The following is a 25,406-nucleotide window of genomic DNA, read 5'->3' as shown; positions in this document are numbered from 1 at the left end:
GGCATCAAGCTGATCTACACGCTCGGCGGCCCGCTGCCCGAGCTGCCCGGCCTGCGGATCGGGTCCGGGGCGCTCAGGGGCGCCGAACAGATCGCTTCCCGGCGAACTCCTCCGACACCCCGACCGCCAGGTCGGCGCAGCGGTCGCCGTCGAAGTCGCCGACGGCCAGCGCCGAGCCGAAGGCGTCCCCGGGTTCCGCGCCGGGCTGGGTGAGCTTGACGGTCCGGCCCGAGCCGTACATGACGGTCACCGAACCGGCCCTGGAGTCGTCGTAGGGAGCGGCGACGGCGATGTCGGCGCGGCCGTCGCCGTCGAAGTCGAGGGGGTGCCCGCCGCATCCCGGTGCGGCGGCGGGTGCGGCACCGGACACGAGGGGAGCGACCAGGCAGACGGCGAGCAACGCGTTCATACCGACAGTCATCTCCGTCCAGGCCGAACCCGGACTTAACACCACGAGAACGGCCCAGGAGGGCACGATGCACATCCGCTTCGGAAGGGACTTTCGGCCCGTCCGCCGGGGCGTGGGAGCGTGCCAGGATAGACGGGTGGACATCGACCTCGCTGATCTGGACTTCTGGCGCAAACCGCTCAAAGAGCGGAATGAGGCATTCGCCCGGCTCCGGCAACTGGAGCACCCGGTGTTCTTCCCGGAGAAGAAGGTGCCCTTCCTCCGCTCCGGCAAGGGCTTCTACGCCCTCGTCCGGCACGCGGACGTGGTCGAGGCCAGCCGCAACGCCAAGATCTTCTCCAGCGAGCCCGCCGTGACCAACCCCGAGCCGCCGGGCTGGGTCAAGCAGGTGTTCGGCGAGTCCATGGTCAACATGGACGACCCCCGCCACGCCCGCCTGCGCCGCATCGTGACGCGCTCGTTCAGCCCCAGGATGCTGGCGGGGCTCCAGGGCGACATCGAGGCCGCCTGCGCCCGCATCGTCGACGACGTCGTCAAGGAGGGCCCGCGCGACTTCGTCACGCAGGTGGCCGCCAAGCTTCCCATCCACGTCATCTGCGACATGCTCGACATCCCGCAGGAGCTGCGCGCCAAGGTCCACCAGCACGTCGACATCTCCACCGCCTACACCGGCGTGCGTCCCAGCCTGGCCCGCAGCGTCCAGATGGCCGGCCAGAACATGCTGGCCCTGCTGGCCCTGCAGCGCATGGTCATCAAGCTCGGCCACGAGCGCGTCGCCGAGCCCAAGGGCGACCTGGTCTCGCTCCTGGTCAACGCCAACCCCGACGGCGAGAAGCTGACCGACAAGGAGCTGGGCTCGTTCTTCTCGCTGCTGCTGGTGGCGGGCAACGAGACCGCCCGCAACACCATGGCCCACGGCATCCGGCTGCTCACCGAGAACCCGGCCCAGCGCGAGCTGCTGACCTCCGACTTCGACGCCCACATCAACGGCGCGATCGAGGAGATGGTCCGCTACGTCTCGCCCATCATGCAGTTCCGCCGCACGGTCACCGAGGACTACACGCTGCGCGGGCTGGAGCTGAAGCAGGGCGACAAGGTCGTGCTGTTCTACGGCTCGGCCAACCGCGACGAGTCGGTCTTCCCCGACCCCGACACCTTCGACATCACCCGCGACACCAAGCCCCACGTCGGGTTCGGCGGGCCCGGCCCGCACTTCTGCCTCGGCGCCAACCTGGCCAGGCAGGAGATGCGCACGATGTTCCGGGAACTGCTGACCCGGCTGCCCGGCGTGCGCTCGGTCGGCGAGCCCGAGCTGCTGCTGTCCAACTTCGACAACAGCGTGCGCAGTCAGGCGTTCACGTACTAGCCGTCTCCGGCTCCCCGGCCAGCACGTTCGTCCTGATGGTGAAGAACGTGACGGCCGCGGCGACCGCCATCATGGCGGCGCTGATCAGCATGGCCGCCCGGAACCCGGCGTCGAACACCGGCGGGTTCTCGAACGCGTCGCCCACCAGGCCGACCAGCGGCGGCACGGCGGCCACCGCCAGCAGGCTCCCGGTGCGGGCCACGGCGTTGTTGACGCCGCTGGCCGTGCCGGCGTAACGCTCGTCGGCCGTGGCCAGCACCGTCGCGGTCAGCGGCGCGACGGCCGCCGACAGACCGAGCCCGAAGACGGTCACCGCGGGCAGCACCAGCAGCGGGTAGGAGGCGTGCGGGCCGATCATGCTCATCAGCACGAACCCGGCCCCCGCCAGCAGGATCCCGATCGTCATCGGCCAGCGCGGCCCGAGCCGCCGGGCCGTCTCCCCGGCCCGCGACGACAGCAGCATCATCAGGATCGTGGTCGGCAACATCGACAGCCCGGCCGCGATCGGCGAGAACCCGGAGACCACCTGGAGCTGGATCACCAGCAGGAAGAACACCACGCCCATGGCGGCGTACATGATGAGCGTGACGACGTTGACCGCGGTGAAGACATGGTTCCTGAAGATGGCGACCGGCACCAGCGCCTGCGGCGACCTGCGCCGCTCGGTCACCACGAACGCCGCCCCGAGCAGCGCCCCCACGATCAGCGGCACCGGCGCGCCCTTCTCGATCAGCCCGTACGTGATCCCGGCCAGCGCCAGCGCGGCCAGCAGCGAGCCCAGCACGTCGAACCGCCCGGCCGCCTGCTCGTCGCGGCTCTCCGGCACGTGCCGCAGCGTCACCAGCACCACGATCAGCGCGAACGGCAGGTTGATCAGGAACGCCCACCGCCAGCCCGCCGTCTGCACCAGCCAGCCGCCCAGCAGCGGCCCGATCGCGCTGGCCACGCCGCCCAGCCCGGACCAGACGCCGACCGCCCGCGGCCGGTCCTGCCTGACGAACGACGCCTGGATGATGGCCAGCGACCCCGGCGTGAGCAGCGCGCCGCCGACGCCCTGCAACGCGCGCGCCCCGATCAGGAACTCGATGTTCGGCGACAGGCCGCACAGCGCCGAGGCCACGGCGAACCACACCGTGCCGATGAGGAAGATCTTGCGCCGCCCGTAGCGGTCGCCGAGCGAGCCGCCCAGCAGGATCAGGCCCGCCAGGGTGAGGGTGTAGGCGTTGACGGTCCACTGCAGGCCGTCCATGGCCGCGTGCAGCTCCTTGCCGAGGAACGGCAGCGCGACGTTGACCACGGTGCTGTCGAGCAGGGCCAGCCCGGAGCCGAGCACGGTCGCGCCGAGAATCCACCGCCCGCGCGCCGACTTCACCTGGATGTGACCGTTCTGTCCCATCCGACAATCTTGTCACCGTGCCCGGCGGCCTCCGGCGGCCACCCCGGCGTTCGGCCCCTACGTGCGGGCGCCGAGGGCCCGGAGCACGAAACCGGACACGGCCTGCTCGGCCGTCTCGACCGTGACCTCGCCGCTGATCAGCGGCACCCGCTCGGCCCCGATGACGGCCAGCACCATCCGCGCCGTCGCGCCCACCTCGGGCACCTGGAAGTCGCCCGCCCGCACGCCGTCGTCGAGGATCTCCACCAGCACCCGCTGCATGGGCGCGACGTGCTCGGCGAGCTGCTGGTAGGCGTCGGGCCCGAGCGCCGCGCCGAGGTCGGCCGCGCCGGGGTGGGGGTGGGCGAGCAGCCCCGCGAGCTGCAGCCGGACGAAGGCCCGCAACCGGTCGGCGGGCGAGGCGTGCTCGGGCAGCTCCCGCTCGTAGCTCTCGATGAAGTAGCTGGTGACGCGCTCGGTGAAGGCCAGCAGCAGCGCGGCCTTGTCGGGGAAGTAGTTGTACAGGACCGTGCGGGTGATGCCGGCCTCGTGGGCCACGTCCGTCAGGGAGATGGCGTCGATGCCCTGGGCCCTGGACAGCCGCGAGACGGCCTGCAGGATGCGGTCGCGCGTCTGGGCGCGATGCTCGCCGATCGTGGCGGCCGAGATGCGGGGCATAGGCCCATGGTAGGCCGGTTCGTCGCCGGCGCACCCCTGACCGCTCCCGGGAGCCCCGCGCCGGCGCACCCGTGACCGCTCCCGGGAGCCCCGGGCCGGTGCGCGCCGGGGTCAGGGTTTGCGCCGGTCCGGGGCCGGGTGGCCGGTGACGGCGCGCCGGGCGAGGTCCCACAGGCGTTCCAGGGCGGCGAGGACGGGCGGCGACTCCGGCCCGAGCAGCCTGGCCCAGGCGCCCGCCCCGTTCGGCAGCGTGCTGGCCCCGCCGGGCAGCCCGCTGCCCGCCGCCACCTCGTGCAGCGCGCCGGCCAGCTCGGCCGCGGGCACGGCGGAGGTGATCACGTACAGGGTGGACAGCACGCCGTGCTCGCCGAACATCGCCGGCCCGGTGACCGGGGCGCGCTCGGGCACGAGCCTGAGCGGGTCGGCGAACAGCAGCCCGCCGCCGGCGTCGCGGACGTCCAGGTCGGTGCAGTACGCGGTGTAGGCGTGCCGCTCGCCGCGGGCCAGCCGCCCGGCCAGCACGGTCTCCCCGAGGATCACCGTGGCCCCGGGCCCGGCGCTCACCAGGGTGCGCTGGTAGAACCGGGACCCGGCGAAGGGGATCACCGGGTCCGGCAGGTACTCCAGGTAGCCGTCCGGCCCGGCGGTGAGCGTGACGAGCTGGGTGGCGTAGTCCTGCTCCATCCGGTAGAGCTTGGTGGCCGCCTGCGTGGTGACGTGCACGGACGCGCCCGCGCCGCAGGTGACGTCGAGCCGGTGGCGGTCGCCCTGGAGCACCCCGCCGCCGGTGGACATCACCATCACGTACGGCAGGTCGGGCCGGGCCGGGTCGTAGTAGTGCGGCCGCATGATCTGCAGCGGCGCCTTCTGGAAGTGGCCGGTCAGCTCGGTGCGCCCGCCCCGCCGCTCGAACGCCAGCTCCAGCACGCCGACCTTGCCGGGGCTGCCGACCGGCAGCGTGTCGGGCACGCCGGCGTGCCGGGCCACGTCCGCCGGGACCGAGTCGATCGTGTAGTGGCCGGCGGCCAGCCGGTCTACCGGGCCGGCGAGCACGCCGGCGCCCCGCTGAGGACGAAGTCGGCCACCTCGGTCACACCGGTGCCGCGCAGGGCGTCGGTGAGCACGACCGGCCGCCCGTCGCGGACCCGGTCGGCGTCGCGCGCCATGACCTCCAGGTCGGCCCGCACGTACGGCGCGATGTCGATCTTGTTGATGACCAGCAGGTCCGAGTCGGTGATGCCGGGGCCCCGCTTGCGCGGCATCTTGTCCCCCTCGCCGGTGTCCAGGACGAAGACGTAGACGTCGGCCAGGACGGGGCTGAAGGTGAGGGTCAGGTTGTCGCCGCCGCTCTCGAACAGCAGCGTGTCGATGTCGGGGAAGCGCTCCAGCAGCTCGGCCCCCGCGGCCAGGTTCATCGTCGGGTCGTCGCGCACGGCGGTGTGCGGGCAGGAGCCGGTCTCGACGCCCACGACGCGCTCGGGGTCCAGCACGCCGTCCAGGGTGCGCCGGACGTGCTGGGCGTCCTCCTGGGTGTAGATGTCGTTGGTGACGACGGCCACGCTGCGTCCCCGGTCGAGCAGCACGGGCACCAGCGCCTCGATGAGGGCGGTCTTGCCGGAGCCGACCGGGCCGCCGACGCCGATCTTGAAGACGCGGTCCATGGTGGTGCCCGCGGGCACGTTCACGGCGGGGTGCGGGTGCGGGTGGTGGTGATGCATCGGGACGCTTCCCTTCTCAGGTGGTGGACAGCCGGGCCTCGGCCGTTCCCTTCTCAGGTGGTGAACAGCCGGGCCTCGGCCCGTTCGTGGGCGGCGCTCATCGTGTCCGCGAGCGGCGTGGCGGCGTGCAGGTCCAGCGGGCCGCGGGCGGCCAGGGCGTGCCCGGCGGCCCGCGCGATCGCGCCGGCCGCGCCGTACAGGGTGGCCTGGGCCTGCCGGAAGTCCAGCAGGCGCAGCCGTACGGCGGCGCTGACCCAGCTCGCGGCGAACGCGTACAGGTCGCCGGTCACCGCGTCGGCCTCCCGGACGCCCAGCCCGGCGTAGGCCGTGCCCAGCACGACGGCGTGGTTGCCCGGCGTGACCCTGGCCTCCACCAGCTCCGACAGGCGGGCCAGCGCCGGCGTCGCGAAGACCAGGGCGGCCGTGCGCAGGACCTGGTTGCCGGTCCTGGTGGCGGCGGCCCGGATCTCCCGGCCGAGCTTGACGGCGTGCAGCCGCCGGTCCACCTCGGTCACCGCGTCCCAGTCGCCGGCCGTCACCGCCCGGTGGGTCAGGACCAGGGCGGTGGCGTCGCCCGGCCCCGCCGCGTGCAGCAGCAGGTCCTCCAGCAGCGCGGCGACGTCCACCGGGCCGGCCTGCGCGTACGCCTCCAGCCCGTGCGAGAGCGTGTAGAGGCCGCCCGGGAAGGCCGAGTCGGTGAGCTGGAGCTGGGCGAGCAGGCTCATGCCAGGAAGAACAGGTGGTTCAGCGGCAGCTCGCGGGCCGGCGCGATGGTCGCGTGCTCGCCGTCCACCGTGACCTTGTACGTCTCGGGGTCCACGGTGATCCTCGGCAGCGCGTTGTTGCGGATCATGTGCCGCTTGTCCACCGTCCTGGTGTGGCGCACCCTGGCGATCAGCCGTTGCAGGCCGAGCCGTTCCGGCACCCCGGCGGCGATGGCGGCGTCCGGCAGGAACGTCACGTTGCTCTTGCGCTGCGCCATCCCCATCGCGCCGAACATCGGCCGGTAGTAGACCGGCTGCGGCGTGGGCAGCGACGCGTTCGGGTCGCCCATCTGCGACCAGTTGATCAGGCCGCCCTTGACCACCAGCGCCGGCTTGGCCGCGAACGACGTGAACGGCCACAGCACGACGTCGGCCAGCTTGCCGTCCTCCAGCGAGCCGACGTGCTCGGCGATGCCGGTCGTCCGGGCCGGGTTGATGGTCAGCTTGGCCAGGTAGCGCAGCACCCGCGCGTTGTCGTTGCGCTCGGAGTCCTCCGGCAGCCGGCCGCGCTGGTCCTTGCAGTGGTGGGCGGTCTGGAAGGCGCGGGTGAAGGTCTCCCCGATCCGGCCCATCGCCTGGGAGTCGGAGGAGAACATGCTGATCACGCCCATGTCCTGCAGCACGGTCTCGGCCGCGATGGTCTCCACCCGCACCCGGCTGTCGGCGAAGGAGACGTCCTCGGGGATGTCGTGGTTGAGGTGGTGGCAGACCATCACCATGTCCAGCAGCTCGTCGGCCGAGTTGATGGTGTACGGCAGCGTCGGGTTCGTCGAGGACGGCAGCGCGTTCGGCTCGCCGGCGATGCGGATCATGTCCGGCGCGTGACCGCCGCCCGCACCCTCGGTGTGGAAGGTGTGGATCGCCCGGCCGTCGATGGCGCTGATCGTGTCCTCCAGGTAGCCGGCCTCGTTGAGGCTGTCGGCGTGCAGCGCCACCTGGACGTCGTACTCGTCGGCGATGCGCAGCGCGCAGTCCACCACCGCCGGGGTGGAGCCCCAGTCCTCGTGCACCTTCAGCGCGCACGCCCCGGCCTCGATCTGCTCGGCCAGCGCGGCCGGCAGGCTGGCGTTGCCCTTGGCCATGATACCGATGTTCACCGGCAGCGCCTCGACGGCCTGCAACATGCGGCCGATGTTCCACGGGCCGGGCGTGCAGGTGGTGCCGCGGGTGCCGTCGGTGGGGCCGGTGCCGCCGCCGATCAGCGTCGTGACGCCGTTGGTGAGCGCGGCCTCGGCCTGCTGCGGCGCGATCAGGTGCACGTGCGGGTCGATCGCCCCCGGCGTGGCGATCATGTTCTCGCCCGCCAGCACCTCCGTCCCGGCGCCGATCACCAGGCGGCGGTCCACGCCGTTCTGGGTGTGCGGGTTGCCCGCCTTGCCGATCCCGACGATCCGCCCGTCCTTGATGCCGATGTCGCCCTTGACCACGCCGAGCACCGGGTCCAGGACGACCGCGTTGGTGATCACCAGGTCGAGCGCGATCGTGGCGTTCTGGGAGCCGGGGTCGGCCGCCATGCCGTCGCGGGCGGTCTTGCCGCCACCGTAGACGGCCTCGTCGCCGTAGAAGCCGGCCGTGTGGTCCTTCTCGATCTCGATCACCAGGTTGGTGTCGGCCAGCCGGACCCGGTCGCCCACGGTCGGGCCGAACATGGCGACGTACTGCCTGCGGTTCATGGTGCTCATCGGCTCAGGCCTTCTTCTTCCTGGCGGCCGGCTTCTTGGCGGCCGGTTCCTTGGCGGCCGCTTCCTTGGGGGCGGCCTTCTTGGCGGACGCCTTGCGCGTAGGCGGCTCCTTGCGCGCCGGAGGCTCCTCGCCCGGCGCGCGGACCGTGGCCCCCGGCTCCGGCTGGTCGGCGTACCCGAGCTCGGCCAGGCGGCGCAGGGCGCGGGTGCGGCTGTCCCGGGCCCGCAGGCCGCCGTCCACCAGGCCGGCGAAGCCGACGACGCGCATGCCGCCGGCGAACTCGACCAGGGTGACCTGGTGGGTGTCGCCCGGCTCGATGCGTACGGCGGTGCCGGCCGGGATGTCGAGATGCATGCCGTACGCCTTCTCGCGGTCGAAGCTGAGCGCCCGGTTCGCCTCGAAGAAGTGGAAGTGCGAGCCGACCTGGATGGCCCGGTCGCCGGTGTTGCGCACGGTCAGGGTGACCGTGGCGCGACCGGCGTTGATCTCGATCGGCTCGTCCCCGTACATGATCCGGTCCGTGTCCGTCATGGCGAACCGCTCCTTTCTGGTCGCGGCGGTGTCAGCCGCCGATGGGGTCGTGGCAGGAAACGAGCTTGGAGCCGTCCTTGAACGACGCCTCGACCTGCATCAGCTTGAGCATTTCGCGCACCCCGGGCATGACGTCCCCGGCGCCGAGCACCTGCTTGCCGAGCTCCATGCACTCGGCCACCGTCCTGCCGTCCCGGGCGGCCTCCAGGACCGCGACGCTGATCAGCGCCACCGCCTCGCTGTAGTTCAGCTTCACGCCGCGCTCGCGGCGCTTGGCGGCCAGGTCGGCGACGACGTAGATCAGCAGCTTGTCGATCTCGCGCGGTGCGAGGTTCATGAGCTCTCCTTAGGTGGAAGCGCGCCGGACGCCGGAGAACGCCGGGACCGCCGCCAGGAAGATCCAGGTGACCAGGACGAAGGGCCAGGTCAGGGTGTGCCCGCCGACCGGCGCGAACAGGTGGCCGACGAACGCCGTCAGCACGGTCGCCGACACCACGCCGGCCAGGGCGTACAGCAGGCCGAGGACGGTCGGCACGACGAACGCGCAGCACAGCGCGATGCCGGTGAGCACCGCGTTGTAGCCGTACAGGCCGGCGCCGATGTCGGCCGCGGGCGCGCCGAGCAGCACGGCCACCAGGATCCCGACGGCGCTGGCGGCCAGCGCGGCCCCCGCCACCCGCCACCCGGCGAACGCCAGGCCGATCAGGAAGATCAGGCCGACGTACCACTTGCCCTGGAAGAACACCTGGCCGACGCCGTTCAGCAGCCCCTGCCACAGGTCGGCGAACGTCACCGCGGTCCCCGGGGACGTCGCCGACGGCGGCGCCGCCAGGACGTGCCGGCGCCAGACCCGCTCGTAGGCCGGGCCGCCGACCACCATGATCGTGGCCACCGCGCAGAACGGCGCCGTGAGCCCCGGCAGGTCGTGCGGCCCGAGCAGCGTCTTGAGCGCCGACGTCAGGACGCTGCCCATGATCGCGCCGACGACGACCAGCAGCAGCGTGATCCACCGGGCCTGGAAGTACAGCACCAGCGCGACGCCGATCAGCGTGCCGTTGAACCCTTCGAGCCCCGCGGCCACGCTCTCCCTGGGCGCGCCGAGGAACCAGGCGGTGAGCGTGCCCACGGACGCGCCGACCAGGCCGAACAGCGCGAAGCGCCATCCGGCGGCGAGCAGCGCGACGACGAAGCAGATCGCGGTCCCCAGGTTGTTCTGCAGGTCCACCTGGCTGACGCCGCGGAGCGTGGCGAGCGGCAGGTCGGGCATCTCGGCGCGCATGTCCGCCTGCCTCTCTCGCCGGAACCGGGGTTGACGAGCGGCACCATTCCCCCGCGGGCGGCGGGCCACGCGGCGGCGGCGGTGGGATGGACATTCTTTGCGAAAGCCGTCGAGGACTAAGAGCGCCTCAACAATGCACATGCCCGGCAAAGGCGCTTTACCAGGGAGTTTTGCCTCCGGTTCCCCCGATCATCTCTGTCTGGGGACAGGAAGGGAGGTCGGGCGATGCCGCCAGGGCTCAACACCGGCGATTCGGCCTGGGTGCTCGTCAGCGCCGCCATGGTGCTGCTCATGACGCCCGGACTGGCCTTCTTCTACGGCGGCATGGTCCGCGCCCAGAACGTGCTCAGCATGCTGTTCATGAGCTTCGTCTCGATCGCCCTGGTGACGATTTTGTGGTTCGGCTACGGCTACGGGCTGGTCTTCGGCCCCGACGTGGGCGGCGCCGGCGTGATCGGCTTCGGCGACCTGCGCTTCGCCGACATCACGCCCACCATGCTGCACGGCCGCGTCCCCACCTACGCCTTCGCGCTGTTCCAGCTCACCTTCGCCATCATCACGGTGGCCCTGATCAGCGGCTCGGTCGCCGGCCGGACCCGGCTCGGGCCGTGGATCGTGTTCTCCGTCGTCTGGGTGACGCTGGTGTACTTCCCGATCGCGCACTGGGTGTTCGACCGGCAGGGCTGGATCAGCCGGTGGGGCGTGCTCGACTTCGCCGGCGGCCTGGTGGTCGAGCTGAACTCCGGCATGGCCGGCCTGGCCCTGGCCCTCGCGCTCGGCCCCGGCGTGCGCTTCCGCAGGAAGGAGCCGCCCCGGCCGAGCAACATCCCGTTCGTCATGCTCGGGCTGGGCCTGCTGTGGTTCGGCTGGTTCGGCTTCAACGCCGGCTCGGCCATGGCCGACGGCGGCATCGCGGTCAACGCCTTCCTGACCACCATGATCGCCGGGGCCGCCGGGATGCTGACCTGGCTCGTCCTGGAGTGGTTGCGGTACCGGCACTTCACCCGGCTCGGCTCGGCCACCGGCGCGCTGGCCGGGCTGGTGGCCATCACGCCCGCCTGCGCCTTCGTCAACGCCGAGGGCGCCCTGGTCGTCGGCATCGTGGCCGCCGTCGTGGTGTCGTACGCGGTCACCTGGAAGCTCGTCCTCGGCTACGACGACACCCTCGACGTCGTCGGCGTGCACGGCGCGGGCGGCATCGTCGGCACGGCCCTCATCGGCCTGCTCGCGACCGGCGTCAGCGCCACCAGGACCAAGGGCCTGCTGTACGGCGGCCCGATCGAGGTGCTGCTCAAGCAGCTCGCCGCGATCGTCGTCGTCGGCCTCTACTCCTTCGTCGTCACCTACCTCATCGGCCGCGTCGTGGACCGGCTCTGCCGGATGCGCGAGACCGAGGCCGAACAGCTCGCCGGCACCGACGCGCAGCTCGGGACGGAGGACTGATGGCCGCCACCCGCCATCCGGCCCGCGCGCTCGTCCTGGTCGGGGTGGGCGGCGGCGTCGGCGCGGTCGCCCGTCACCTGCTCACCCAGACCCTGATGGGCGCCGACCACCCGCTGCCCTGGCCCACGCTGGTGGTCAACGTCCTCGGCTGCCTGCTGATGGGCCTGCTCACCGGCGAGCTGACCCGCCACCCGCTGCACCGCATGCCGGTCAAGGCGCTGCTCGGCACCGGCTTCCTGGGCGGCTTCACCACCTTCTCGCACCTGGTGGACGGCGTCCGCGAGCTCACCGTCGGCGGCGCGGCCGGCTGGGCGGTGCTCTACCTCGTGCTCAGCGTCGTCCTGGGCCTGCTGGCCGTCTGGGCGGGCCTGCGGCTGGGCGGCCGTCGATGATCCTCACGCTGGTCGTCTTCGTCGGCGGCCTGATCGGCGCGCCGGCCCGCTACCTCGTGGACGCCGGCGTCACCAAGGCGGCCGGCAAGGCGATGCCGTGGGGCACGCTGGCCGTCAACGTCATCGGCTCGGCCGTGCTCGGCGTCCTGATGGGCATCGCCTCCCACGGCGCCCTGCCGCCGGCCGTGTTGTCGCTGGTCGGCACCGGGTTCTGCGGCGCGCTCACCACGTTCAGCACCTTCAGCGCCGACACCTGGAAGTTGCTGGCCGCCGGGTCCACCGGCCGGGCGCTGGCCAACATCGCCATGAACCTGGTGCTCGGCCTGGCCGTCGTCAGCCTCGGCTACCTGCTCGGCAGGGCGATCGCCGGCTGACCGGAAGGAGGCGGGAACGCCCATGACCACCGCCTCCCCGTGGGAGCGGGCCAAGCGGGCCCTGGTCGGCCGGCCGCTGCGGACCCAGCACCTGGAACGGCAGCTCCTGCCCAAGCGGCTGGCGCTGCCGGTCTTCTGCAGCGACCCGATCTCGTCGGTGGCGTACGCGACCGAGCAGATCATCATGGCCCTCACCCTGGGCGGCCTCGCCCTGCTGCACGTGACCGGCTGGATCGCCCTGGCCATCGTGGCCATGCTGGTGATCATCATCGTGTCCTACCGGCAGACCTGCTACGCCTACCCGGGCGGCGGCGGCGCGTACGTCGTCAGCCGGGAGAACCTGGGCGTCAACGCCAGCCTGGTCGCCGCCAGCGCGCTGCTGGTCGACTACGTGCTGACCGTCGCCGTCTCCGTCGCCGCCGGGGTGGACGCCATCACCTCCTACGCGCCCGGCCTGGACCGCTGGTCGGCGCCGCTGAGCGTGGCCTGCGTCGCGCTGCTCACCCTGGTCAACCTGCGCGGCACCCGCGAGTCCGGCCGCGGGTTCGCGGTGCCCACCTACGCCTTCATCGCCGCGGTCTACCTGATGTTCCTGGTCGCCGCCTGGCGGCTGCTGACCGGCGAGCATCCTCGGGCGGTCAGCGCCGGCTTCGCCATCGAGCCGCTCTACCAGCCCGTCGGCTTCGTCGCCGTCTTCCTGGTGCTGCGCGCGTTCGCCTCCGGCTGCACGGCGCTGACCGGGGTGGAGGCGGTCAGCAACGGCGTGCCCGCCTTCCGCCGGCCCAAGAGCAGGAACGCGGCGAACACCCTGGCGATCATGGGCGTGCTGTCGGTCACCATGTTCTCCGGCATCACCGTGCTGGCCCTGCTCACCCACGTCCGGATGACCGACCCCGACCACCCCGGCCGGCTCGCCGGGATGCCCGCCGGGTACGTCGAGCCCACCGCCCTGGCCCAGATCGGCGACGCCGTGCTCGGCCGCGGCGTCCTGTACGCCTTCCTCCAGGCCAGCACCGCGGCGATCCTGATCATGGCGGCCAACACCGCCTACAACGGCTTCCCCATGCTGGCCTCGATCCTGTCCGCCGACTCCTACCTGTCCAGCCAGCTGCACAAGCGCGGCGACCGGCTGGTCTTCAGCAACGGCATCCTGCTGCTCGCGACGGCCGCGGCCGTGCTGCTCGTCGTCTTCGACGCCAACAGCTCCCGGCTCATCCAGCTCTACATCATCGGCGTCTTCATCTCCTTCACGCTGAGCCAGGCCGGCATGGTGCGGCACTGGCAGCGGACCGGCCCGCGCTCGCCCGGCGTGCGGCGGCGCCAGGCCGTCAACGCGACCGGCGCGACGGTGACCGCCGCCGTCCTGGTGATCGTGCTGGTCACCAAGTTCGCGAACGGCGCCTGGCTGGTCTGCCTGGCCATCCCGGGCCTGTTCGCGCTCATGAAGGGCATCAGGCGGCACTACGACCAGGTACGGGCGGCCACCACCCCGGACGCGCCCGTCGAGCTGCCGGGCGGCGCCCACGCCATGGTGCTGGTCTCCCGGCTGGGCAGCCCCGCGCTCCAGGCGGTCGCCTACGCCGCGGCCACCCGCCCGGCCGGGCTGGAGGCCGTGCACGTGTGCACCGACGAGGAGGCGACCCGCGAGCTGCGCGAGGGCTGGGAGCACTACGCGCCCTCCTCCGTGCCGCTGAGGATGATCGAGGCGCCCTACCGGACCGCCGTGGGCCCGATCCTGCGGCACGTACGCGACTGGCTGGCCCTGCACCCCGACCAGATCGTGACCGTCTACATCGTCGACTACGTCACCGGCCGCTGGTGGGAGCCGGCCCTGCACAACCGGCTGACCGCCCGGCTGCGGGACCGGCTGCTGCTGCTCCCCGGGGTCATGGTCACCCTGGTGCCCTACCGGCTGGCCTCGGGCGAGGGCCGGGCCGAGCGCCCGCCGCGGCTGCCCACGCGCCTGGCCGTCCTGGCCCAGGCGCCGGACGGCGGCGACGACCCGGCGCAGGCGGCTACGCCGCGGCCCTGACGACGTGCATGAGCTCGGCCAGGACCTCGGTGTTGAGCTGGTAGGCCAGCCGCACCTCGCCGATGATCCGCTGCCGCTCGCGCTCGTCGAGCTCCGCGCCGAGGGCGTCGAGCCGGGCCCGGTACTCGGTCTTGAACCGCGGCAGGCTGCCGACCTCGTCGAAGATGTAGAAGTCGACGCCGCCGCCGGCCCGGTAGCCGAAGATCTTCTGCAGTTCCATGCGGATGAACTGGCCGCCCGACAGGTCGCCGAGGTACCGGGTGTAGTGGTGGGCGACGTAGCCGCCGGGCCAGTCGGTCATCTGGTGGATGCGGGCCTGGAGGGTCCGGGTGGCCTTGGAGGGGGCCACGCGCTCGCGCCAGGCGGGGCCGTAGATGGTGGCCAGGTCGCGTTCCAGGGCGGGCTCGCGGTACAGCTCGGGGAAGACGAAGCGGCCGGCGACCGGGTGGGCGGCCAGCTCCTTGGAGACGCCGTCGAGGGCGAGGTAGGCGAAGTAGTGCTGGGCGACCATCTCGCCGTACTCGTGCTCGGTCAACCGGCCGCTCATCAGCTCGGCGAGGTAGCCCTCGGACTCGGCCGACTCGTGGTCGCCCCAGGTGGCGGCCCTCAAGGTCTCGGAGAACGACGTCGTCACAGCACTTCCCCAACTCGCGCGAATGTTTCTGACACAGTGTCACAACCCGCGGAGGCTCCGTCAAGGTGATGGCGACAGCATGTCAGCAAAACTCGCCTCCGCCGTTCATCTACCCAGGAAGGCGGCGCTCAAGGGGGCGGGCCTGGCGGGGCCGCCCGTCGCGCACAGTGGCGGGCGTCAAACGGTCCGCTACCTGGAAAAATCGCTCTAACATACGGTGACACCGTCACTCGCTAGCCAACCCAGGAGTGATCCTTGACCGTCCAAGCCGACGTCGCCAGGCGACGCATCGAAGAGCTGCTCCGTGAGCACGAGGAGCAGATCCTCACCCGTTGGGTGCAGCTCGCCAAGGCCCCGTCGGACGAGCTTCTCGACATCTACCGCGCCCTGCGGTCCTCGCTCGATCAGGGCAAGGGAGACCTCGCCGACGTCCGCGGGCTGCTCGCGGAGCTCTCCCGCACCCGCGCCCGCGCGGGCCACCAGCCGGCCGACACCGCCCGCGCGGTCTTCGGGCTCAAGGAGGCCCTGTACGAAATCGTCGAGGCCGACGGCGAGCCCGAGGCCCTGCGCGGCTTCATCTGGTTCTCCCGGCTCATCGACGACCTCGGCCTGCTCACCTTCGAGACCTTCGCCGACGCCCGCGAGAAGATCATCCTGGACCAGGCCGAGCAGCTGCTCGAACTGTCCACCCCGGTGGTCAAGCTGTGGGAGGGCATCGTCGCCGTGCCGCTGATCGGCACCCTCGACTCCGCCAGGACCCAGGTCGTGATGGAGAAGCTGCTGCAGACCCTGGTCGACACCGGCGCCGAGCACGCTGTGATCGACATCACCGGCGTGCCCGCCGTGGACACCCAGGTGGCCCAGCACCTCCTCAAGACCGTGGTGGCCGCCAGGCTGATGGGCGCAGAATGCGTCATCTCCGGCATCCGCCCGCAGATCGCGCACACCATCGTCACGCTCGGCATCGAGTTCGGCGACATCGTCACCAAGGCGTCGCTGGCCGACGCCCTCGCCCACGCCTTCAAGCGCAGCGGCGTGCAGGTGACGCAGTCCAAGCACGCCCGCATCGCCGTCCGGGCGGAGGGCGCCTGATGGACCGGGTGCCCGTACTCAAGCTCGGCGACATCCTGATCGTCTCCATCCAGATCGACCTGGAGGACCAGAGCGTGCTGGCCCTCCAGGAGGACCTGGCCGAGCGGGTCGTCGCCACCGGGGCCAGAGGCGTGATCATCGACATCACCGCGGTCGAGATCGTCGACTCCTTCATCGGCCGCATGCTGGCCACCATCGCCACCATGTGCCGCATGCTGGACGCCCAGACCGTGGTCGTCGGCATGCGTCCCGCGGTGGCGATCACCCTGGTCGAGCTCGGCCTGTCGCTGGGCGGCGTGCGCACGGCACTGAACCTGGAGAAGGGAGTGGCGCTGCTCGACCACGTCAGGGGCGCCGCCACGTGACCGAGACGATGACGATCGCGGGCAGCGCGGACGTCGTGATGGTCCGGCAGATCGTGCGGACCCTCGCGATCGAGGCAGGGCTCTCCCTCGTGGACCAGACCAAGATCGTCACGGCGGCCAGCGAGCTGGCCCGCAACGCGCTCGTCTACGCCGGCGGCGGCGACGTGCGCATCGACCTCGTCGAGAACGGCCGGAAACGGGGCCTGAAGCTGGTCTTCAGCGACGAGGGCCCCGGCATCCCCGACCTGGACAAGGCGCTCACCGACGGTTTCACCACCGGCGGCGGCATGGGCCTCGGCCTCGGCGGCTCCCGCCGGCTGGTCGACGAGTTCGACCTGATCTCCGCCCCCGGGAAGGGCACGACCGTGACGGTGACCAAGTGGGCGAGGTGAACCCGGCCTGGGTGCGCGCCGAGGACCCGAGTGCCGTCGGCGCCGTCCGGCGGCGGGCGGTCGAGCTGGCCGAGGCGGCCGGCTTCGACACCACCCGCACCGGGCAGACGGCCGTGGCCGTCAGCGAGGCCGTCTCCAACCTGGTCAAGCACGCCGTGGAGGGCGTCGTCCTGGTACGGCCGCACCCCGAGGCCCCGGCCGGCGTGGAGCTCGTCGCGGTGGACAAGGGCCCCGGCATGGCCGACGTGGCCCGCGCCCTGCGCGACGGCTACTCCACCTCCGGCACCCTCGGCATCGGGATGGGGGCCATCGCCCGCATCGCCACCGGATACGACGTTCACTCCGTGCCCGGCATGGGCACTGTGCTCGTCATGCATTTCACCGCCGAGGGCACGCCCGGCCCTCCGCTGCGCGCCAGCGGCCTGACCCGGCCGATCGGCGACGAGGTGAGCTGCGGTGACGGCTACGCCATCGCCGAGAACGGCGAGAGCACCACGGTGCTGCTGTGCGACGGCCTCGGCCACGGCCACATCGCCGCCATCGCCGCGCAGACCGCCATCGAGCTGTTCGCGCAGGTCCAGGACCAGGAGCCGCTGTCGATCCTGGAACACCTGCACCGCGGACTGAGCGGGACCCGCGGCGGCGCCGTCGCGGTCGCCCGGGTCGGCCGGGACACCGTCACCTACGCCGGGCTGGGCAACGTCTCCGGCTGGGTCGCCGACGCCGGCGGCCGGCAGGGCATGATCTCGCTGCCCGGCATCGCCGGCCACCAGGGACGCACGCTCCGCCAGTACGAGTACAAGATCCCCCCGTACGCCACCGTCGTGATGCACTCCGACGGCCTGACCGACCGATGGGACCCCGGGAACGTGCCGGGGCTGTTCGCGCGCACCCCCGCGGTCATCGCCGCGGGCCTGCTGCGCGAGGCGGGCAGCAGGCGTGACGACGCCTGCGTGGTGACGGTGAGGCCCGGCAATGGCGGCGACTGAGCTCATCAGGGTCAGGCTCGAGACCGACCAGGACGTCTTCGTCCTGCGCCGCCTCGGCCGGGCCGCGGCCGAGCTGGTCGGGCTGGAGTCCCAGGACCAGATCCGGGTCGCCACCGCCCTCAGTGAGGTCGGCAGGGAGGCCTTCGGCAAGGACGCCGCCGCCGTGATCGCCCTCGGCCCCGACGTGCTCGCGATCACCATCCGCCACACCAGGCCGTCCGCTTTGGACCGCTCCGAAGGCGTGACGCTGGCCGGCCGGCTCGTCGACGACATCGCCCTCGGCGACGGCCACGTCACGATCACCAAGCGGCTGCGGCCGCGGGCGACCGCCCTCCCGCTGGAGGCCATCCGCGCCGACCTCGCCAAGCTGGCGCCGATCAGCGCGCTGGAGGAGCTGCGCGAGCAGAACAGGGAGCTGGCCGAGACCCTGGAGGACGTGCTGCGGCTCAACTCCGAGCTGCAGGAGACCAACACCGGCGTGCTGGCCATGTACAACCAGCTCTCGGCCGAGCTGGAGGAGACCAACAGGGGAGTCGTCGCCCTGTACGCCGAGCTGGACGAGAAGTCCGCCCAGCTCCGCGAGACCATCGAGGCGCGCAACCGGTTCTGGGCCACCGTCAGCCACGAGCTGCGCACCCCGCTGAACTCCGTCATCGGCCTGGTCCGGCTGCTGACCGGCCAGGGCGGCGAGCCGCTGACCGAGGAGCAGGCCCACCAGATCGGGCTGATCGGCGACTCGGCGCAGACGCTGCTCGAACTCGTCAGCGAGCTGCTCGACATGGCCAAGGCCGAGTCCGGCCGCCTGGACCCGCAGCCCACGCTGGTCAACCTGGCGCGGATGGCCGGGCAGTTGCACGTCACCATGCGGCCGACCAGCGAGCGCGCCGGCGTGACGCTGAGCCACGAGATCACGCCGGAGGCCACCGAGCTGTACGCCGACGAGAGCATGCTGATCAGAATTCTGCGCAATTTGCTCTCGAACGCGCTCAAATTCACTCAAAGCGGGCAGGTAGTGCTGGCCGCGCATGCCGACGAAGCCAAGAGCGAGATCGTCATCACGGTCACGGACACCGGCATCGGCATCTCGGAGGAACACTTGACGCGCGTGTTCGAGGACTTCTACCAGGTTCCCGGCTCGCTCCAGGTCAGGGCCAGGGGCACCGGCCTCGGCCTGCCGTACGCGCGCAGGCTCGCCGAGGCCCTGGGCGGCACGCTGGATCTCACCAGCACGCCGGGCGAGGGCACCACCGCCACCCTGCGGCTGCCGCACCAGAGCGGCACGCCCGAGGTCCAGCGCGTGCTGATCGCCGACGACGACGAGGTCTTCCGCGCCAGCGCCCGCCGCATGCTCTACGGCTTCACCGTGCACGTGGACGAGGCCGCCGACGGCGCCGCCGCGCTGGAGGTCATGGCCGCCTCCCCGCCCGACGTGATCCTGGTCGACCTGCTCATGCCCCGCGTGGACGGCCACGTGCTGCTGCACCAGATGGCCGAGGACGAGCGGCTGAGCGACATCCCGGTCGTCATCGTGACCATCGCCCCGCAACACGCTCCCGGCAACCGGCCGGTACTGTCCAAGCACGGGCTGCGCAGGGAACAACTCCTGCAGGCCATCCGCAGCGCCCGCCAGGGCGAGAACGGCGGTGCTGGAGAGGACCAGAATGCCTGAGTCCGCACGCGTGCTGGTGGTGGACGACACCCCCACCAAGCGCTACATCCTGTCGAGCTGGCTCCGACGGTCGGGGCACCACGTGCTGGAGGCCAGGGGCGGCGAGGAGGCCCTCGGCCTGCTCGCCGCCAACCAGGTCGACCTGGTCGTCCTCGACGTCCGGCTGCCCGACATCAACGGCTACGAGGTCTGCGAGCTGATCAAGGCCAACCCGGCCACCGCCTCCATCCCCGTCATCCAGGTGTCGGCCAACGCGATCACTCCCGCCGACCGCACCGAGGGGCTGGAACGCGGCGCCGACGCCTACCTGAGCGAGCCCATCGAGCCCACCGAGTTCGCCGCGACCGTCGAGGCCATGCTGCGCTACTACCGGGCGCGCTGGCGGGCCGAGCTGATGGCCGAGCGCCTGGCCAAGCTCGCCGAGGTGACGTTGCGGATGAACGAGGCCGAGACGTTCGACGAGCTGCTGACCGTGGCCGTCGAGGGCACCGCCGAGGTGCTCGGCCGCTACAGCGGCACGCTCGCCATGCTGCCCGACGGGCGGGTCCGGCGCCTCCGCGCCCGTCCCGGCGAGCCGGCCAGTGTCCAGCCCGCCGCCCCCGACGTGCTGGAACGCCTGTCCGAGCGGACGCTGAAGGACGCCACCAGGGCCCGGGTGTTCACCCTGGCCACCAGCGAATGGGAGGGCCTGCTGCCCGACGTGCGCGCCGAGGACTCCACCACCGGCGTGCTCTGCCGCACCAAGAACTCCCCGTCGCCGGTCTACCTGGGCGTCGAGGCCGTCTCGCCGCTCGACGCCGACGAGGTGAACCTGCTGCGCCAGCTCGGCCAGGAGCTGGCCCTGGCGCTGGGCGCCCTGCGCGCCTACACCGAGGAGCACGACATCGCGCTGACCCTGCAGCGCAGCCTGCTGCCCAGCCGCATCCCCGAGGTGCCGGGCCTGCAGGTCGCGCTGCGCTACCAGCCCGCCGTGGACAACGTCGAGGTCGGCGGCGACTTCTACGAGGTGCTGCAGGTCGACGGACGCGTGCTGATCGCCGTCGGCGACGTGGAGGGCCACTCCCTGCACGCCGCGACCGTCATGGCCGAGGTGCGCCACGCCCTGCGCGCCTCGCTCATCGCCCAGGTCGACCTGAGCGCCTCCCTCGACCTGCTCAACCAGATGATGCGGCGCTACCACCGGGGCCTGACCGCCACCGTGTGCCTGATGCTCATCGACCCGGCCACCGGCGAGATCGAGCTGGCCAACGCCGGGCACATGCCGCCGCTGTTCGCCGGGCCCGGCAGCTCGTACCACACGCTGGGCAACCTGCTGCTCGGCGCGGTGCCCGAGCGGTACCAGGTGGACCGGCTCAAGCTGCCGCCCGGCGGCACGATGATGCTGTTCACCGACGGCCTGCTGGAGGACCGGCACATCCTGCTCGACGACAGCATGGAGAAGGCCAGGCAGCTCGCCGAGACCGTCGAGGACGACCTGGAGGAGTTCGCCGAGCGCATGCTGGCGGCGTTCGGGGCGCGCGAGGACGACGTGGCGCTCGTCGTCGTCCGCCGCACCCTCGACGCGGACTCCGCCGGCGCCTGAACGGGCGTACTTGGGCCTGAACCCCTCAGCGGGTGTACCGGTGCTTGGCTCCGGGCGGGAAGTACTCCGGGTCCCCGGCCTCGCGCAACCGGATGAACGGCATCTGCTGCGCCACCGGCACATAGTTCGCGAACTCGCTGTTCAGCCGCAGCAGCTGGGCCAGGATCGAGGCGCCCACCGCCTGGGCGACCTCGTCGGCAGGCTTCTCGCCGGGCATCAGCTCCACCGTGACCGTCAGGTGCCGGTCGTGGTCGGCGTCCTCGGCCGCCTCCATCACGAACTTGCCCGTCACCCACCTGCTGACCTCCGGCTGCTCCAGCCCGACCGCGATGTTCTCCGGGTAGACGTTCGCGCCGTAGTACGACAGCGTGAAATGGCTCCGGCCGAACACGTAGACGAACGGATGCCGCGGGCCGGCGACGTCCGACCGGAAACCGTGCCGCTCGGCGAACTCCAGCATGCGCTCGTACGGGATCACGCCGCCCTCGTCGGCGATGTGGTACCGGATCAGCGGCACGCCGTTGTCGCCGGAGAACAGCAGCGTGCCCTCGTGCTCCTCGAAGAAGCGCACCCCCGGGTCGTACTGCACCAGGGTCGGCAGCCGGGACTCCCCGAACAGCTCCCTGGCCGTGTCCGGGCGGCCGGACAGGAACCGGCGCAGCTCGACCGAGAGCGGCGTCTCGTTGCCGAGCACCCCGGCGTCCGCGGTGCCGTACAGGGAGGCGATCCCGCGCACGGGGTCGGCGATCCCGGCCCGCTCGGCCACCAGCGTGCGCCACTCCTCGCTGAACACCTCGCCCGCCGTGACCAGCTTGACGTTCCAGTCGGCCCAGGGGAGCGGCTCGGTGTCGATGACGTTCTTCAGGAACGGCGGATAGCCCAGCAGGACCACCTGGTCGAAGTGCGGCGCCAGCTCCGGCAGCACCCGGGCGATCTCCCTGCGGTCGGTGCCCGGCGCGACGACGGTGATCGGATAGCCGCGTTCGGCCAGGTGACGACAGCACTCGATGGTGAACAGGCCGCCCACCCAGGTGCCCAGGGCGAAACAGACCACGGCCAGCGTACGGCGTTCGCGGGCCCCGAAGGAGCCCCGGAAGACCTCCTCGAAGCGGGACGCGATCACCCGCTCGTCCGCCACCGAGCGCGGCCAGAACGACGGCGTGCCGGTCGAGCCCGAGGACACGGCGATCATGTCCCCGATCAGGCCGTCCCGGCAGAGGTCGGGGAGCGGGTGACGGCGGATGTAGGTGTCCTTGGACGTCATCGGCAGCCGGCTGAAGCGCTCCAGATCGGTGACGCTCGCCGGGTCGACACCGTGCTCGGCCAGGAACGAACGGTAGGCGGGCACGGTGGCGGCCACCTGATGGAAGAGCTCAAGGGGATCCATGGGGCACGCGCGGCCGGCCGCCCGGAACCCTGCGCCCCGGACCAGCCCCCACGCCTCCTCCCTCCAAGAATCGATCGTCTCCAGCCCCCATGGTGACACCACTCCTCGCCCGTCCTCACCGTCCGAGCGGCGGTCACGCCTTGGGTGTACCGCGTCGCCTCGCGTCCAGGGGATGACACCGTCGCATGTCGGCCGCCCATGGCCCGCGAAGGGAAACTGCGCCGTAAGGGCCAGGGGCACGCCATGAGGACAGGAATTGCCGGCATGGGGGTCAGGGGCCGTGGTGGACGAGTGCCGCCCATAGATCAGGTCTGTCCGGGTGGGTACGGCGTAGGTCGCGCATGACGCGGTGCAGCACGCGGGCGGCGTCGTCCGCGTCCGGTCCGGGCAGGCCGCGGTAGAACTCGCGGGCGACCGCCGCGGCCGTCGCGTCGTCGAGGGGCCACAGACTGCCGACGACATGGCGGAAGCCGACCATCTGAAACACGGACGCGAGATGGATCGACTCGTTGGCGTGGAAGATCCCGCTGAAGGCGGTCGAGCAGGCCGACAGGTAAGCCAGTTCGGCCTGGTCCAGGGGCAGTGCGGCGATCGCACCGACGGGCAGCAGGTCATCGTGCAGGACGAGGCCGCCCAGCGACGGCTTCTCCAGGTCGGTGGCCGCGTGGCAGGCGAAATGGGCCCAGGTGCGGCCGGGCAACTCGGCGAGTACCCGGTCGGTCGTGGCGTGCTCATCCACGAGAAGGACCCCGGGGTGGTGCTGGTGCAGGGCCTCCGCCTCCTCGGCCGTAGAGGTGAGAGCAGGCAGCTCGGGCGCGCTGCCGACCGCGACGGTGAGCTGGCGGCGTACTGTGGCCGGCGCCCGCGACCTGGCCCGGGCGAGCGCGCGAAGCGTCGGCGCGTAGGAGGACACCACAGGTTCGGGAAGGGCCGCGTGCAGGGGGAGGACGCCGAGCATGCCGATGGGCAGCCACCAGACCCGGTCCACTGCGGGCAGGGCGGCTGCGATCGGCCCGGCGATCGTGGCCGACAGCCACTCCAGGGTCTCCTTGACCACCCTCTGCATGCGCAGCGCACCGGTCAGCGTTCCGTTCGCAGATGCCCGGATGGAGATGACCAGTTCGGCCACGTGCTCCGCCACGTCGTCCCAGGAAAGGCCGGGCAGCGCGACCGGGGTGATGTCCCCGGTCGTGATGATGATCGCATCGCTACGGGTGCGTGCCGAGTTGACCAGCACCACCGCGCCGCCGGCCGTGGCGGCGCGCAGTTCGGCCAGGTCCGGACGGCCGAGGAAGCGCGGTGCCCCACGCCGGATCTCCTTGACCAGGTCGTCGTACTCCGCCCATAGCCGCGTGCGGTCGTTGACCAGATCGGTGGTGATCACCATGAAGCCGCCTGGATGGACCTGTGACGTGGCGCGAAGCCTGTCGCGTACGTCCCGGAAGCGCGCGGCGAGCCCGGGGTCGCGTGCCTCCAGTTCGGTGAGGTCGGTGTGCAGGTCGGCCTCTTCGGCCAGCAGGATGCCTCTGCCCTGTTCCGCCACGGCGACGGCGCCCGCCGGGTCGCCCGCGGCCAGATGGGCGGCGACGGCCTCGCCCACCAGGTGCGTGTACTCGGCGACCCGTTCCTCCTGATCGACGCGGGAGTTGCGCCTGGACACCGCGGCGGGCAGCAGCGCGACCGCCGCGTCGTACAGGTCGGCGGCGAGCGACGGGTCACCGAGTTCGACAGCCAATGTGGCCAGCTGGGTGAAGGCGCGGACGCTGTGGCTGGGCACCGAGCGGACGGCGCCGCGGGCCAGCCCCGCGAGGCGCCGCAGCTCGTCGATCGTCACCGAGGGGGAACCAGCGGCGCGGTGTGCCGAGTGGATGTCGGTGGTCACGGAGATGATCCCGGCGGTGGCGGGGTGGCCGTCCGGCAGCAACGGGAGGGCGTTCCGGGCGAGTTCCGCCGCGCGTGCCAGGTCTGCGGCGTCGCCGTCGCGCTCGTACCGCCACAAGTAGCCATGGGCGAGGTCCGCCAGCTGCTTGGCCAGGTCCGCACCACCGGCCAGGGGGGCACCGGCGGCCAGGTCGGCGCCCCCGGACGCCAGCGCGCCGCCCCCGGACGCCAGCGCGCCGCCCCCGGACGCGAGCGCGCCCCCGGACGCGAGCGCGCCGCCGGACGCCAGCGCGAGCCCCTGTTCACCGGCCTCGATCGCGCGATCCAGGGTCACCGGATCCCCGCCGTGCTCGTGTCGCCGAGCCAGAACGGCGGCGAGCTGCCTGAGGTAGATCACCCGCTCAGGATGATCGCCGGGCACCGACGCCAGGCTCTCCTCCGACAGCTCGATGGCCCGGTCGAGATCCGCCACTCCGCCCCCGCGCAGGTAACGCTGGAGCAACGCGATGCTGAGGTTGTTCAACCGTCCCGGCCGGTCCGGGTCGTCCGGCGGGGTGGCCTCGACCGACACCTCGCTCAGCGTGATCGCCCGGAGCAGGTCGGGCAGCCCGCCGTCCCTCAGGTACCGCAGCTGGTACCCGATGCCAAGATACGAGACCGCGACCAGCAGCAGCGGATGATCACCCGGCGCGGTGTCCACGACCTGATCCCCCAGCCGGATCGCCTCGTCCAGATCCGCCACATCGCCACGCAGCTCGTATCGCTGCTGATAGACCGCGACAAGATTGGCGGCCGCCGCGAACCACTCGGCGCTCGACTCGCTCACCAGGCCCAGCGCCTCCTCCGTGGCCAGGGTCGCGGCGTCGAGATCGGTTGGATCACCGTGACGCTGGTAGCGGTGGCGGAAGGCGACGCCGAGGTTCATGAGCAGCAGCGGCAGCTCCGGGCTGCCGGACGGCGTCCCGGCCGCCGCCTGGGAGAGCAGCGTGATGACGACGGTCAGGTACGACGGTTCGGACGTGGTGTGCGCCTCGGCGAGCAGGGCCATCGCCGTACCGGCCTGGACCTCGGGGTCGGCGTCGGGCCCGATCAGCGGCCGTAGCAGTTCGGGGACCACGCGGGGGATGTGCGCGACCGGTGTGAGGTGGAAAGCGGCCTGGGACAGCTCGAAGTTCGACCGGGTGGCGACCCAGCGGGCATGAAAGAGCCAGCCGATGGCGATATGTGCCTTGAGCAGCCGTTTCCGTTCCGAGCCGGTCATGTCCGAGGGGTTCCGCCGCACCGTGCCGTGCCACAGCCGTAACGCGTCCTGAGAGCGTCCTCGTCGAGCACGGTCCGCGCGTCACCGGTACGTTCGTAAGCCGCGAGGCG

At 71.9% G+C, this 25,406-nt stretch carries 24 protein-coding genes; 11 read left to right on the top strand and 13 right to left on the bottom strand.

Features of this window, described 5'->3' with window-relative positions; translation table 11 throughout:
- Nucleotides 1–73: 73 nt before the first annotated feature.
- A complete protein-coding gene (locus ACWEJ6_RS45930) occupies nt 74–409 on the bottom strand; it encodes an FG-GAP repeat domain-containing protein (protein WP_452431695.1) in 336 nt (111 codons plus the stop codon).
- 136 nt (nt 410–545) lie between these two features.
- On the opposite strand from ACWEJ6_RS45930, the gene ACWEJ6_RS45925 reads away from it, so the two are divergent.
- On the top strand, nt 546–1,775 hold the full coding sequence (locus ACWEJ6_RS45925) for a cytochrome P450 (RefSeq protein ID WP_358293170.1): 1,230 nt from the start codon (nt 546–548) through the stop codon (nt 1,773–1,775).
- Here the strand turns inward: ACWEJ6_RS45925 and ACWEJ6_RS45920 are convergent.
- The 9 genes from ACWEJ6_RS45920 to ACWEJ6_RS45880 all read right to left on the bottom strand — a co-directional run bounded on the left by ACWEJ6_RS45920 (nt 1,765) and on the right by ACWEJ6_RS45880 (nt 9,803).
- Nucleotides 1,765–3,171, bottom strand: coding sequence for an MFS transporter (locus tag ACWEJ6_RS45920; protein ID WP_452431694.1), 1,407 nt, complete (start codon nt 3,169–3,171; stop codon nt 1,765–1,767). The two genes, ACWEJ6_RS45925 and ACWEJ6_RS45920, sit on opposite strands and share 11 nt — an antisense overlap.
- 57 nt (nt 3,172–3,228) lie before the next feature.
- A complete protein-coding gene (locus tag ACWEJ6_RS45915) occupies nt 3,229–3,828 on the bottom strand; it encodes a TetR/AcrR family transcriptional regulator (protein WP_452431693.1) in 600 nt (199 codons plus the stop codon).
- Between the two features lie 111 nt (nt 3,829–3,939).
- Nucleotides 3,940–4,881, bottom strand: coding sequence for an urease accessory protein UreD (locus tag ACWEJ6_RS45910; protein ID WP_452431692.1), 942 nt, complete (start codon nt 4,879–4,881; stop codon nt 3,940–3,942).
- Nucleotides 4,863–5,546, bottom strand: a complete 684-nt coding sequence (ureG, locus tag ACWEJ6_RS45905; RefSeq protein ID WP_452431691.1) for an urease accessory protein UreG — start codon at nt 5,544–5,546, stop codon at nt 4,863–4,865. The genes ACWEJ6_RS45910 and ureG overlap by 19 nt, the downstream gene beginning before the upstream one ends.
- 53 nt (nt 5,547–5,599) lie before the next feature.
- Nucleotides 5,600–6,271 (bottom strand): urease accessory protein UreF, encoded by a 672-nt coding sequence (locus ACWEJ6_RS45900; protein ID WP_452431690.1) that lies wholly within the window; start codon nt 6,269–6,271, stop codon nt 5,600–5,602.
- Nucleotides 6,268–7,992 (bottom strand): urease subunit alpha, encoded by a 1,725-nt coding sequence (gene ureC, locus ACWEJ6_RS45895; protein ID WP_387669904.1) that lies wholly within the window; start codon nt 7,990–7,992, stop codon nt 6,268–6,270. Before ureC ends, ACWEJ6_RS45900 begins: the two co-directional genes overlap by 4 nt.
- Nucleotides 7,993–7,996: 4 nt before the next feature.
- Nucleotides 7,997–8,524 carry an urease subunit beta gene (locus tag ACWEJ6_RS45890; protein ID WP_452431689.1) on the bottom strand — a complete coding sequence of 176 codons (528 nt, stop codon included), beginning with the start codon at nt 8,522–8,524 and terminating at the stop codon, nt 7,997–7,999.
- Between the two features lie 31 nt (nt 8,525–8,555).
- Nucleotides 8,556–8,861, bottom strand: coding sequence for an urease subunit gamma (locus ACWEJ6_RS45885; protein WP_352330244.1), 306 nt, complete (start codon nt 8,859–8,861; stop codon nt 8,556–8,558).
- Between the two features lie 9 nt (nt 8,862–8,870).
- Nucleotides 8,871–9,803, bottom strand: a complete 933-nt coding sequence (locus tag ACWEJ6_RS45880) for an urea transporter (protein ID WP_452431688.1) — start codon at nt 9,801–9,803, stop codon at nt 8,871–8,873.
- 225 nt (nt 9,804–10,028) lie between these two features.
- On the opposite strand from ACWEJ6_RS45880, the gene ACWEJ6_RS45875 reads away from it, so the two are divergent.
- Genes ACWEJ6_RS45875 through ACWEJ6_RS45860 form a run of 4 tightly spaced genes read left to right on the top strand, consistent with a single transcriptional unit; the run spans nt 10,029 to nt 14,044 of the window.
- A complete protein-coding gene (locus tag ACWEJ6_RS45875; RefSeq protein WP_452431687.1) occupies nt 10,029–11,246 on the top strand; it encodes an ammonium transporter in 1,218 nt (405 codons plus the stop codon).
- Nucleotides 11,246–11,638 (top strand): fluoride efflux transporter CrcB, encoded by a 393-nt coding sequence (gene crcB / locus ACWEJ6_RS45870; protein WP_397164243.1) that lies wholly within the window; start codon nt 11,246–11,248, stop codon nt 11,636–11,638. The genes ACWEJ6_RS45875 and crcB (ACWEJ6_RS45870) overlap by 1 nt, the downstream gene beginning before the upstream one ends.
- The gene (gene crcB, locus ACWEJ6_RS45865; protein ID WP_452431686.1) at nt 11,635–12,012 is read left to right on the top strand and encodes a fluoride efflux transporter CrcB; all 378 of its coding nucleotides are present in this window, start codon (nt 11,635–11,637) and stop codon (nt 12,010–12,012) included. The genes crcB (ACWEJ6_RS45870) and crcB (ACWEJ6_RS45865) overlap by 4 nt, the downstream gene beginning before the upstream one ends.
- Nucleotides 12,013–12,034: 22 nt before the next feature.
- Entirely contained in the window at nt 12,035–14,044 is a 2,010-nt protein-coding gene (locus ACWEJ6_RS45860; protein ID WP_452431685.1) for an APC family permease, read from the top strand.
- On the opposite strand, the gene ACWEJ6_RS45855 is transcribed toward ACWEJ6_RS45860, so the two are convergent.
- Entirely contained in the window at nt 14,028–14,678 is a 651-nt protein-coding gene (locus tag ACWEJ6_RS45855) for a biliverdin-producing heme oxygenase (protein ID WP_352354231.1), read from the bottom strand. The genes ACWEJ6_RS45860 and ACWEJ6_RS45855 overlap by 17 nt on opposite strands.
- A gap of 255 nt (nt 14,679–14,933) precedes the next feature.
- Between ACWEJ6_RS45855 and ACWEJ6_RS45850 the strand changes: the two genes are divergently transcribed.
- From ACWEJ6_RS45850 to ACWEJ6_RS45825, 6 genes are read left to right on the top strand one after another with little or no spacing between them, the layout of a single operon-like run.
- Nucleotides 14,934–15,770, top strand: coding sequence for an STAS domain-containing protein (locus ACWEJ6_RS45850; protein WP_387669895.1), 837 nt, complete (start codon nt 14,934–14,936; stop codon nt 15,768–15,770).
- A complete protein-coding gene (locus tag ACWEJ6_RS45845) occupies nt 15,770–16,135 on the top strand; it encodes an STAS domain-containing protein (RefSeq protein WP_221762408.1) in 366 nt (121 codons plus the stop codon). Before ACWEJ6_RS45850 ends, ACWEJ6_RS45845 begins: the two co-directional genes overlap by 1 nt.
- A gap of 8 nt (nt 16,136–16,143) precedes the next feature.
- Nucleotides 16,144–16,527 carry an anti-sigma regulatory factor gene (locus ACWEJ6_RS45840; RefSeq protein ID WP_358011053.1) on the top strand — a complete coding sequence of 128 codons (384 nt, stop codon included), beginning with the start codon at nt 16,144–16,146 and terminating at the stop codon, nt 16,525–16,527.
- A complete protein-coding gene (locus ACWEJ6_RS45835) occupies nt 16,515–17,516 on the top strand; it encodes an ATP-binding protein (protein WP_387669894.1) in 1,002 nt (333 codons plus the stop codon). The genes ACWEJ6_RS45840 and ACWEJ6_RS45835 overlap by 13 nt, the downstream gene beginning before the upstream one ends.
- Nucleotides 17,503–19,185 (top strand): ATP-binding response regulator, encoded by a 1,683-nt coding sequence (locus ACWEJ6_RS45830; protein WP_452431684.1) that lies wholly within the window; start codon nt 17,503–17,505, stop codon nt 19,183–19,185. The genes ACWEJ6_RS45835 and ACWEJ6_RS45830 overlap by 14 nt, the downstream gene beginning before the upstream one ends.
- Nucleotides 19,178–20,767: a SpoIIE family protein phosphatase gene (locus ACWEJ6_RS45825; protein WP_452431683.1), complete on the top strand. Its 1,590-nt coding sequence runs from the start codon at nt 19,178–19,180 to the stop codon at nt 20,765–20,767. Before ACWEJ6_RS45830 ends, ACWEJ6_RS45825 begins: the two co-directional genes overlap by 8 nt.
- 25 nt (nt 20,768–20,792) lie before the next feature.
- Here ACWEJ6_RS45825 and ACWEJ6_RS45820 read toward each other — a convergent pair whose 3' ends face one another.
- Both ACWEJ6_RS45820 and ACWEJ6_RS45815 read right to left on the bottom strand, forming a co-directional pair.
- Entirely contained in the window at nt 20,793–22,154 is a 1,362-nt protein-coding gene (locus tag ACWEJ6_RS45820; protein WP_452431682.1) for a phenylacetate--CoA ligase family protein, read from the bottom strand.
- Between the two features lie 271 nt (nt 22,155–22,425).
- Nucleotides 22,426–25,296 (bottom strand): CHAT domain-containing protein, encoded by a 2,871-nt coding sequence (locus tag ACWEJ6_RS45815; RefSeq protein WP_452431681.1) that lies wholly within the window; start codon nt 25,294–25,296, stop codon nt 22,426–22,428.
- Between the last annotated feature and the right edge of the window lie 110 nt (nt 25,297–25,406).

Source organism: Nonomuraea sp. NPDC004702 (assembly GCF_053601695.1).
This window is presented reverse-complemented; position numbering and strand designations above follow the sequence as displayed.

Bases quoted from the DNA above. Each gene is read 5' to 3' on its own strand.
- ACWEJ6_RS45930 (WP_452431695.1), bottom strand. From the start codon at position 409: ATGAACGCGTTGCTCGCCGTCTGCCTGGTCGCTCCCCTCGTGTCCGGT.
- ACWEJ6_RS45920 (WP_452431694.1), bottom strand. From the start codon at position 3,171: ATGGGACAGAACGGTCACATCCAGGTGAAGTCGGCGCGCGGGCGGTGG.
- ACWEJ6_RS45915 (WP_452431693.1), bottom strand. From the start codon at position 3,828: ATGCCCCGCATCTCGGCCGCCACGATCGGCGAGCATCGCGCCCAGACG.
- ureG (WP_452431691.1), bottom strand. From the start codon at position 5,546: ATGCATCACCACCACCCGCACCCGCACCCCGCCGTGAACGTGCCCGCG.
- ACWEJ6_RS45900 (WP_452431690.1), bottom strand. From the start codon at position 6,271: ATGAGCCTGCTCGCCCAGCTCCAGCTCACCGACTCGGCCTTCCCGGGC.
- ureC (WP_387669904.1), bottom strand. From the start codon at position 7,992: ATGAGCACCATGAACCGCAGGCAGTACGTCGCCATGTTCGGCCCGACC.
- ACWEJ6_RS45890 (WP_452431689.1), bottom strand. From the start codon at position 8,524: ATGACGGACACGGACCGGATCATGTACGGGGACGAGCCGATCGAGATC.
- ACWEJ6_RS45885 (WP_352330244.1), bottom strand. From the start codon at position 8,861: ATGAACCTCGCACCGCGCGAGATCGACAAGCTGCTGATCTACGTCGTC.
- ACWEJ6_RS45880 (WP_452431688.1), bottom strand. From the start codon at position 9,803: ATGCGCGCCGAGATGCCCGACCTGCCGCTCGCCACGCTCCGCGGCGTC.
- ACWEJ6_RS45875 (WP_452431687.1), top strand. From the start codon at position 10,029: ATGCCGCCAGGGCTCAACACCGGCGATTCGGCCTGGGTGCTCGTCAGC.
- crcB (WP_397164243.1), top strand. From the start codon at position 11,246: ATGGCCGCCACCCGCCATCCGGCCCGCGCGCTCGTCCTGGTCGGGGTG.
- crcB (WP_452431686.1), top strand. From the start codon at position 11,635: ATGATCCTCACGCTGGTCGTCTTCGTCGGCGGCCTGATCGGCGCGCCG.
- ACWEJ6_RS45860 (WP_452431685.1), top strand. From the start codon at position 12,035: ATGACCACCGCCTCCCCGTGGGAGCGGGCCAAGCGGGCCCTGGTCGGC.
- ACWEJ6_RS45845 (WP_221762408.1), top strand. From the start codon at position 15,770: ATGGACCGGGTGCCCGTACTCAAGCTCGGCGACATCCTGATCGTCTCC.
- ACWEJ6_RS45840 (WP_358011053.1), top strand. From the start codon at position 16,144: ATGACGATCGCGGGCAGCGCGGACGTCGTGATGGTCCGGCAGATCGTG.
- ACWEJ6_RS45830 (WP_452431684.1), top strand. From the start codon at position 17,503: ATGGCGGCGACTGAGCTCATCAGGGTCAGGCTCGAGACCGACCAGGAC.
- ACWEJ6_RS45825 (WP_452431683.1), top strand. From the start codon at position 19,178: ATGCCTGAGTCCGCACGCGTGCTGGTGGTGGACGACACCCCCACCAAG.
- ACWEJ6_RS45820 (WP_452431682.1), bottom strand. From the start codon at position 22,154: ATGGATCCCCTTGAGCTCTTCCATCAGGTGGCCGCCACCGTGCCCGCC.
- ACWEJ6_RS45815 (WP_452431681.1), bottom strand. From the start codon at position 25,296: ATGACCGGCTCGGAACGGAAACGGCTGCTCAAGGCACATATCGCCATC.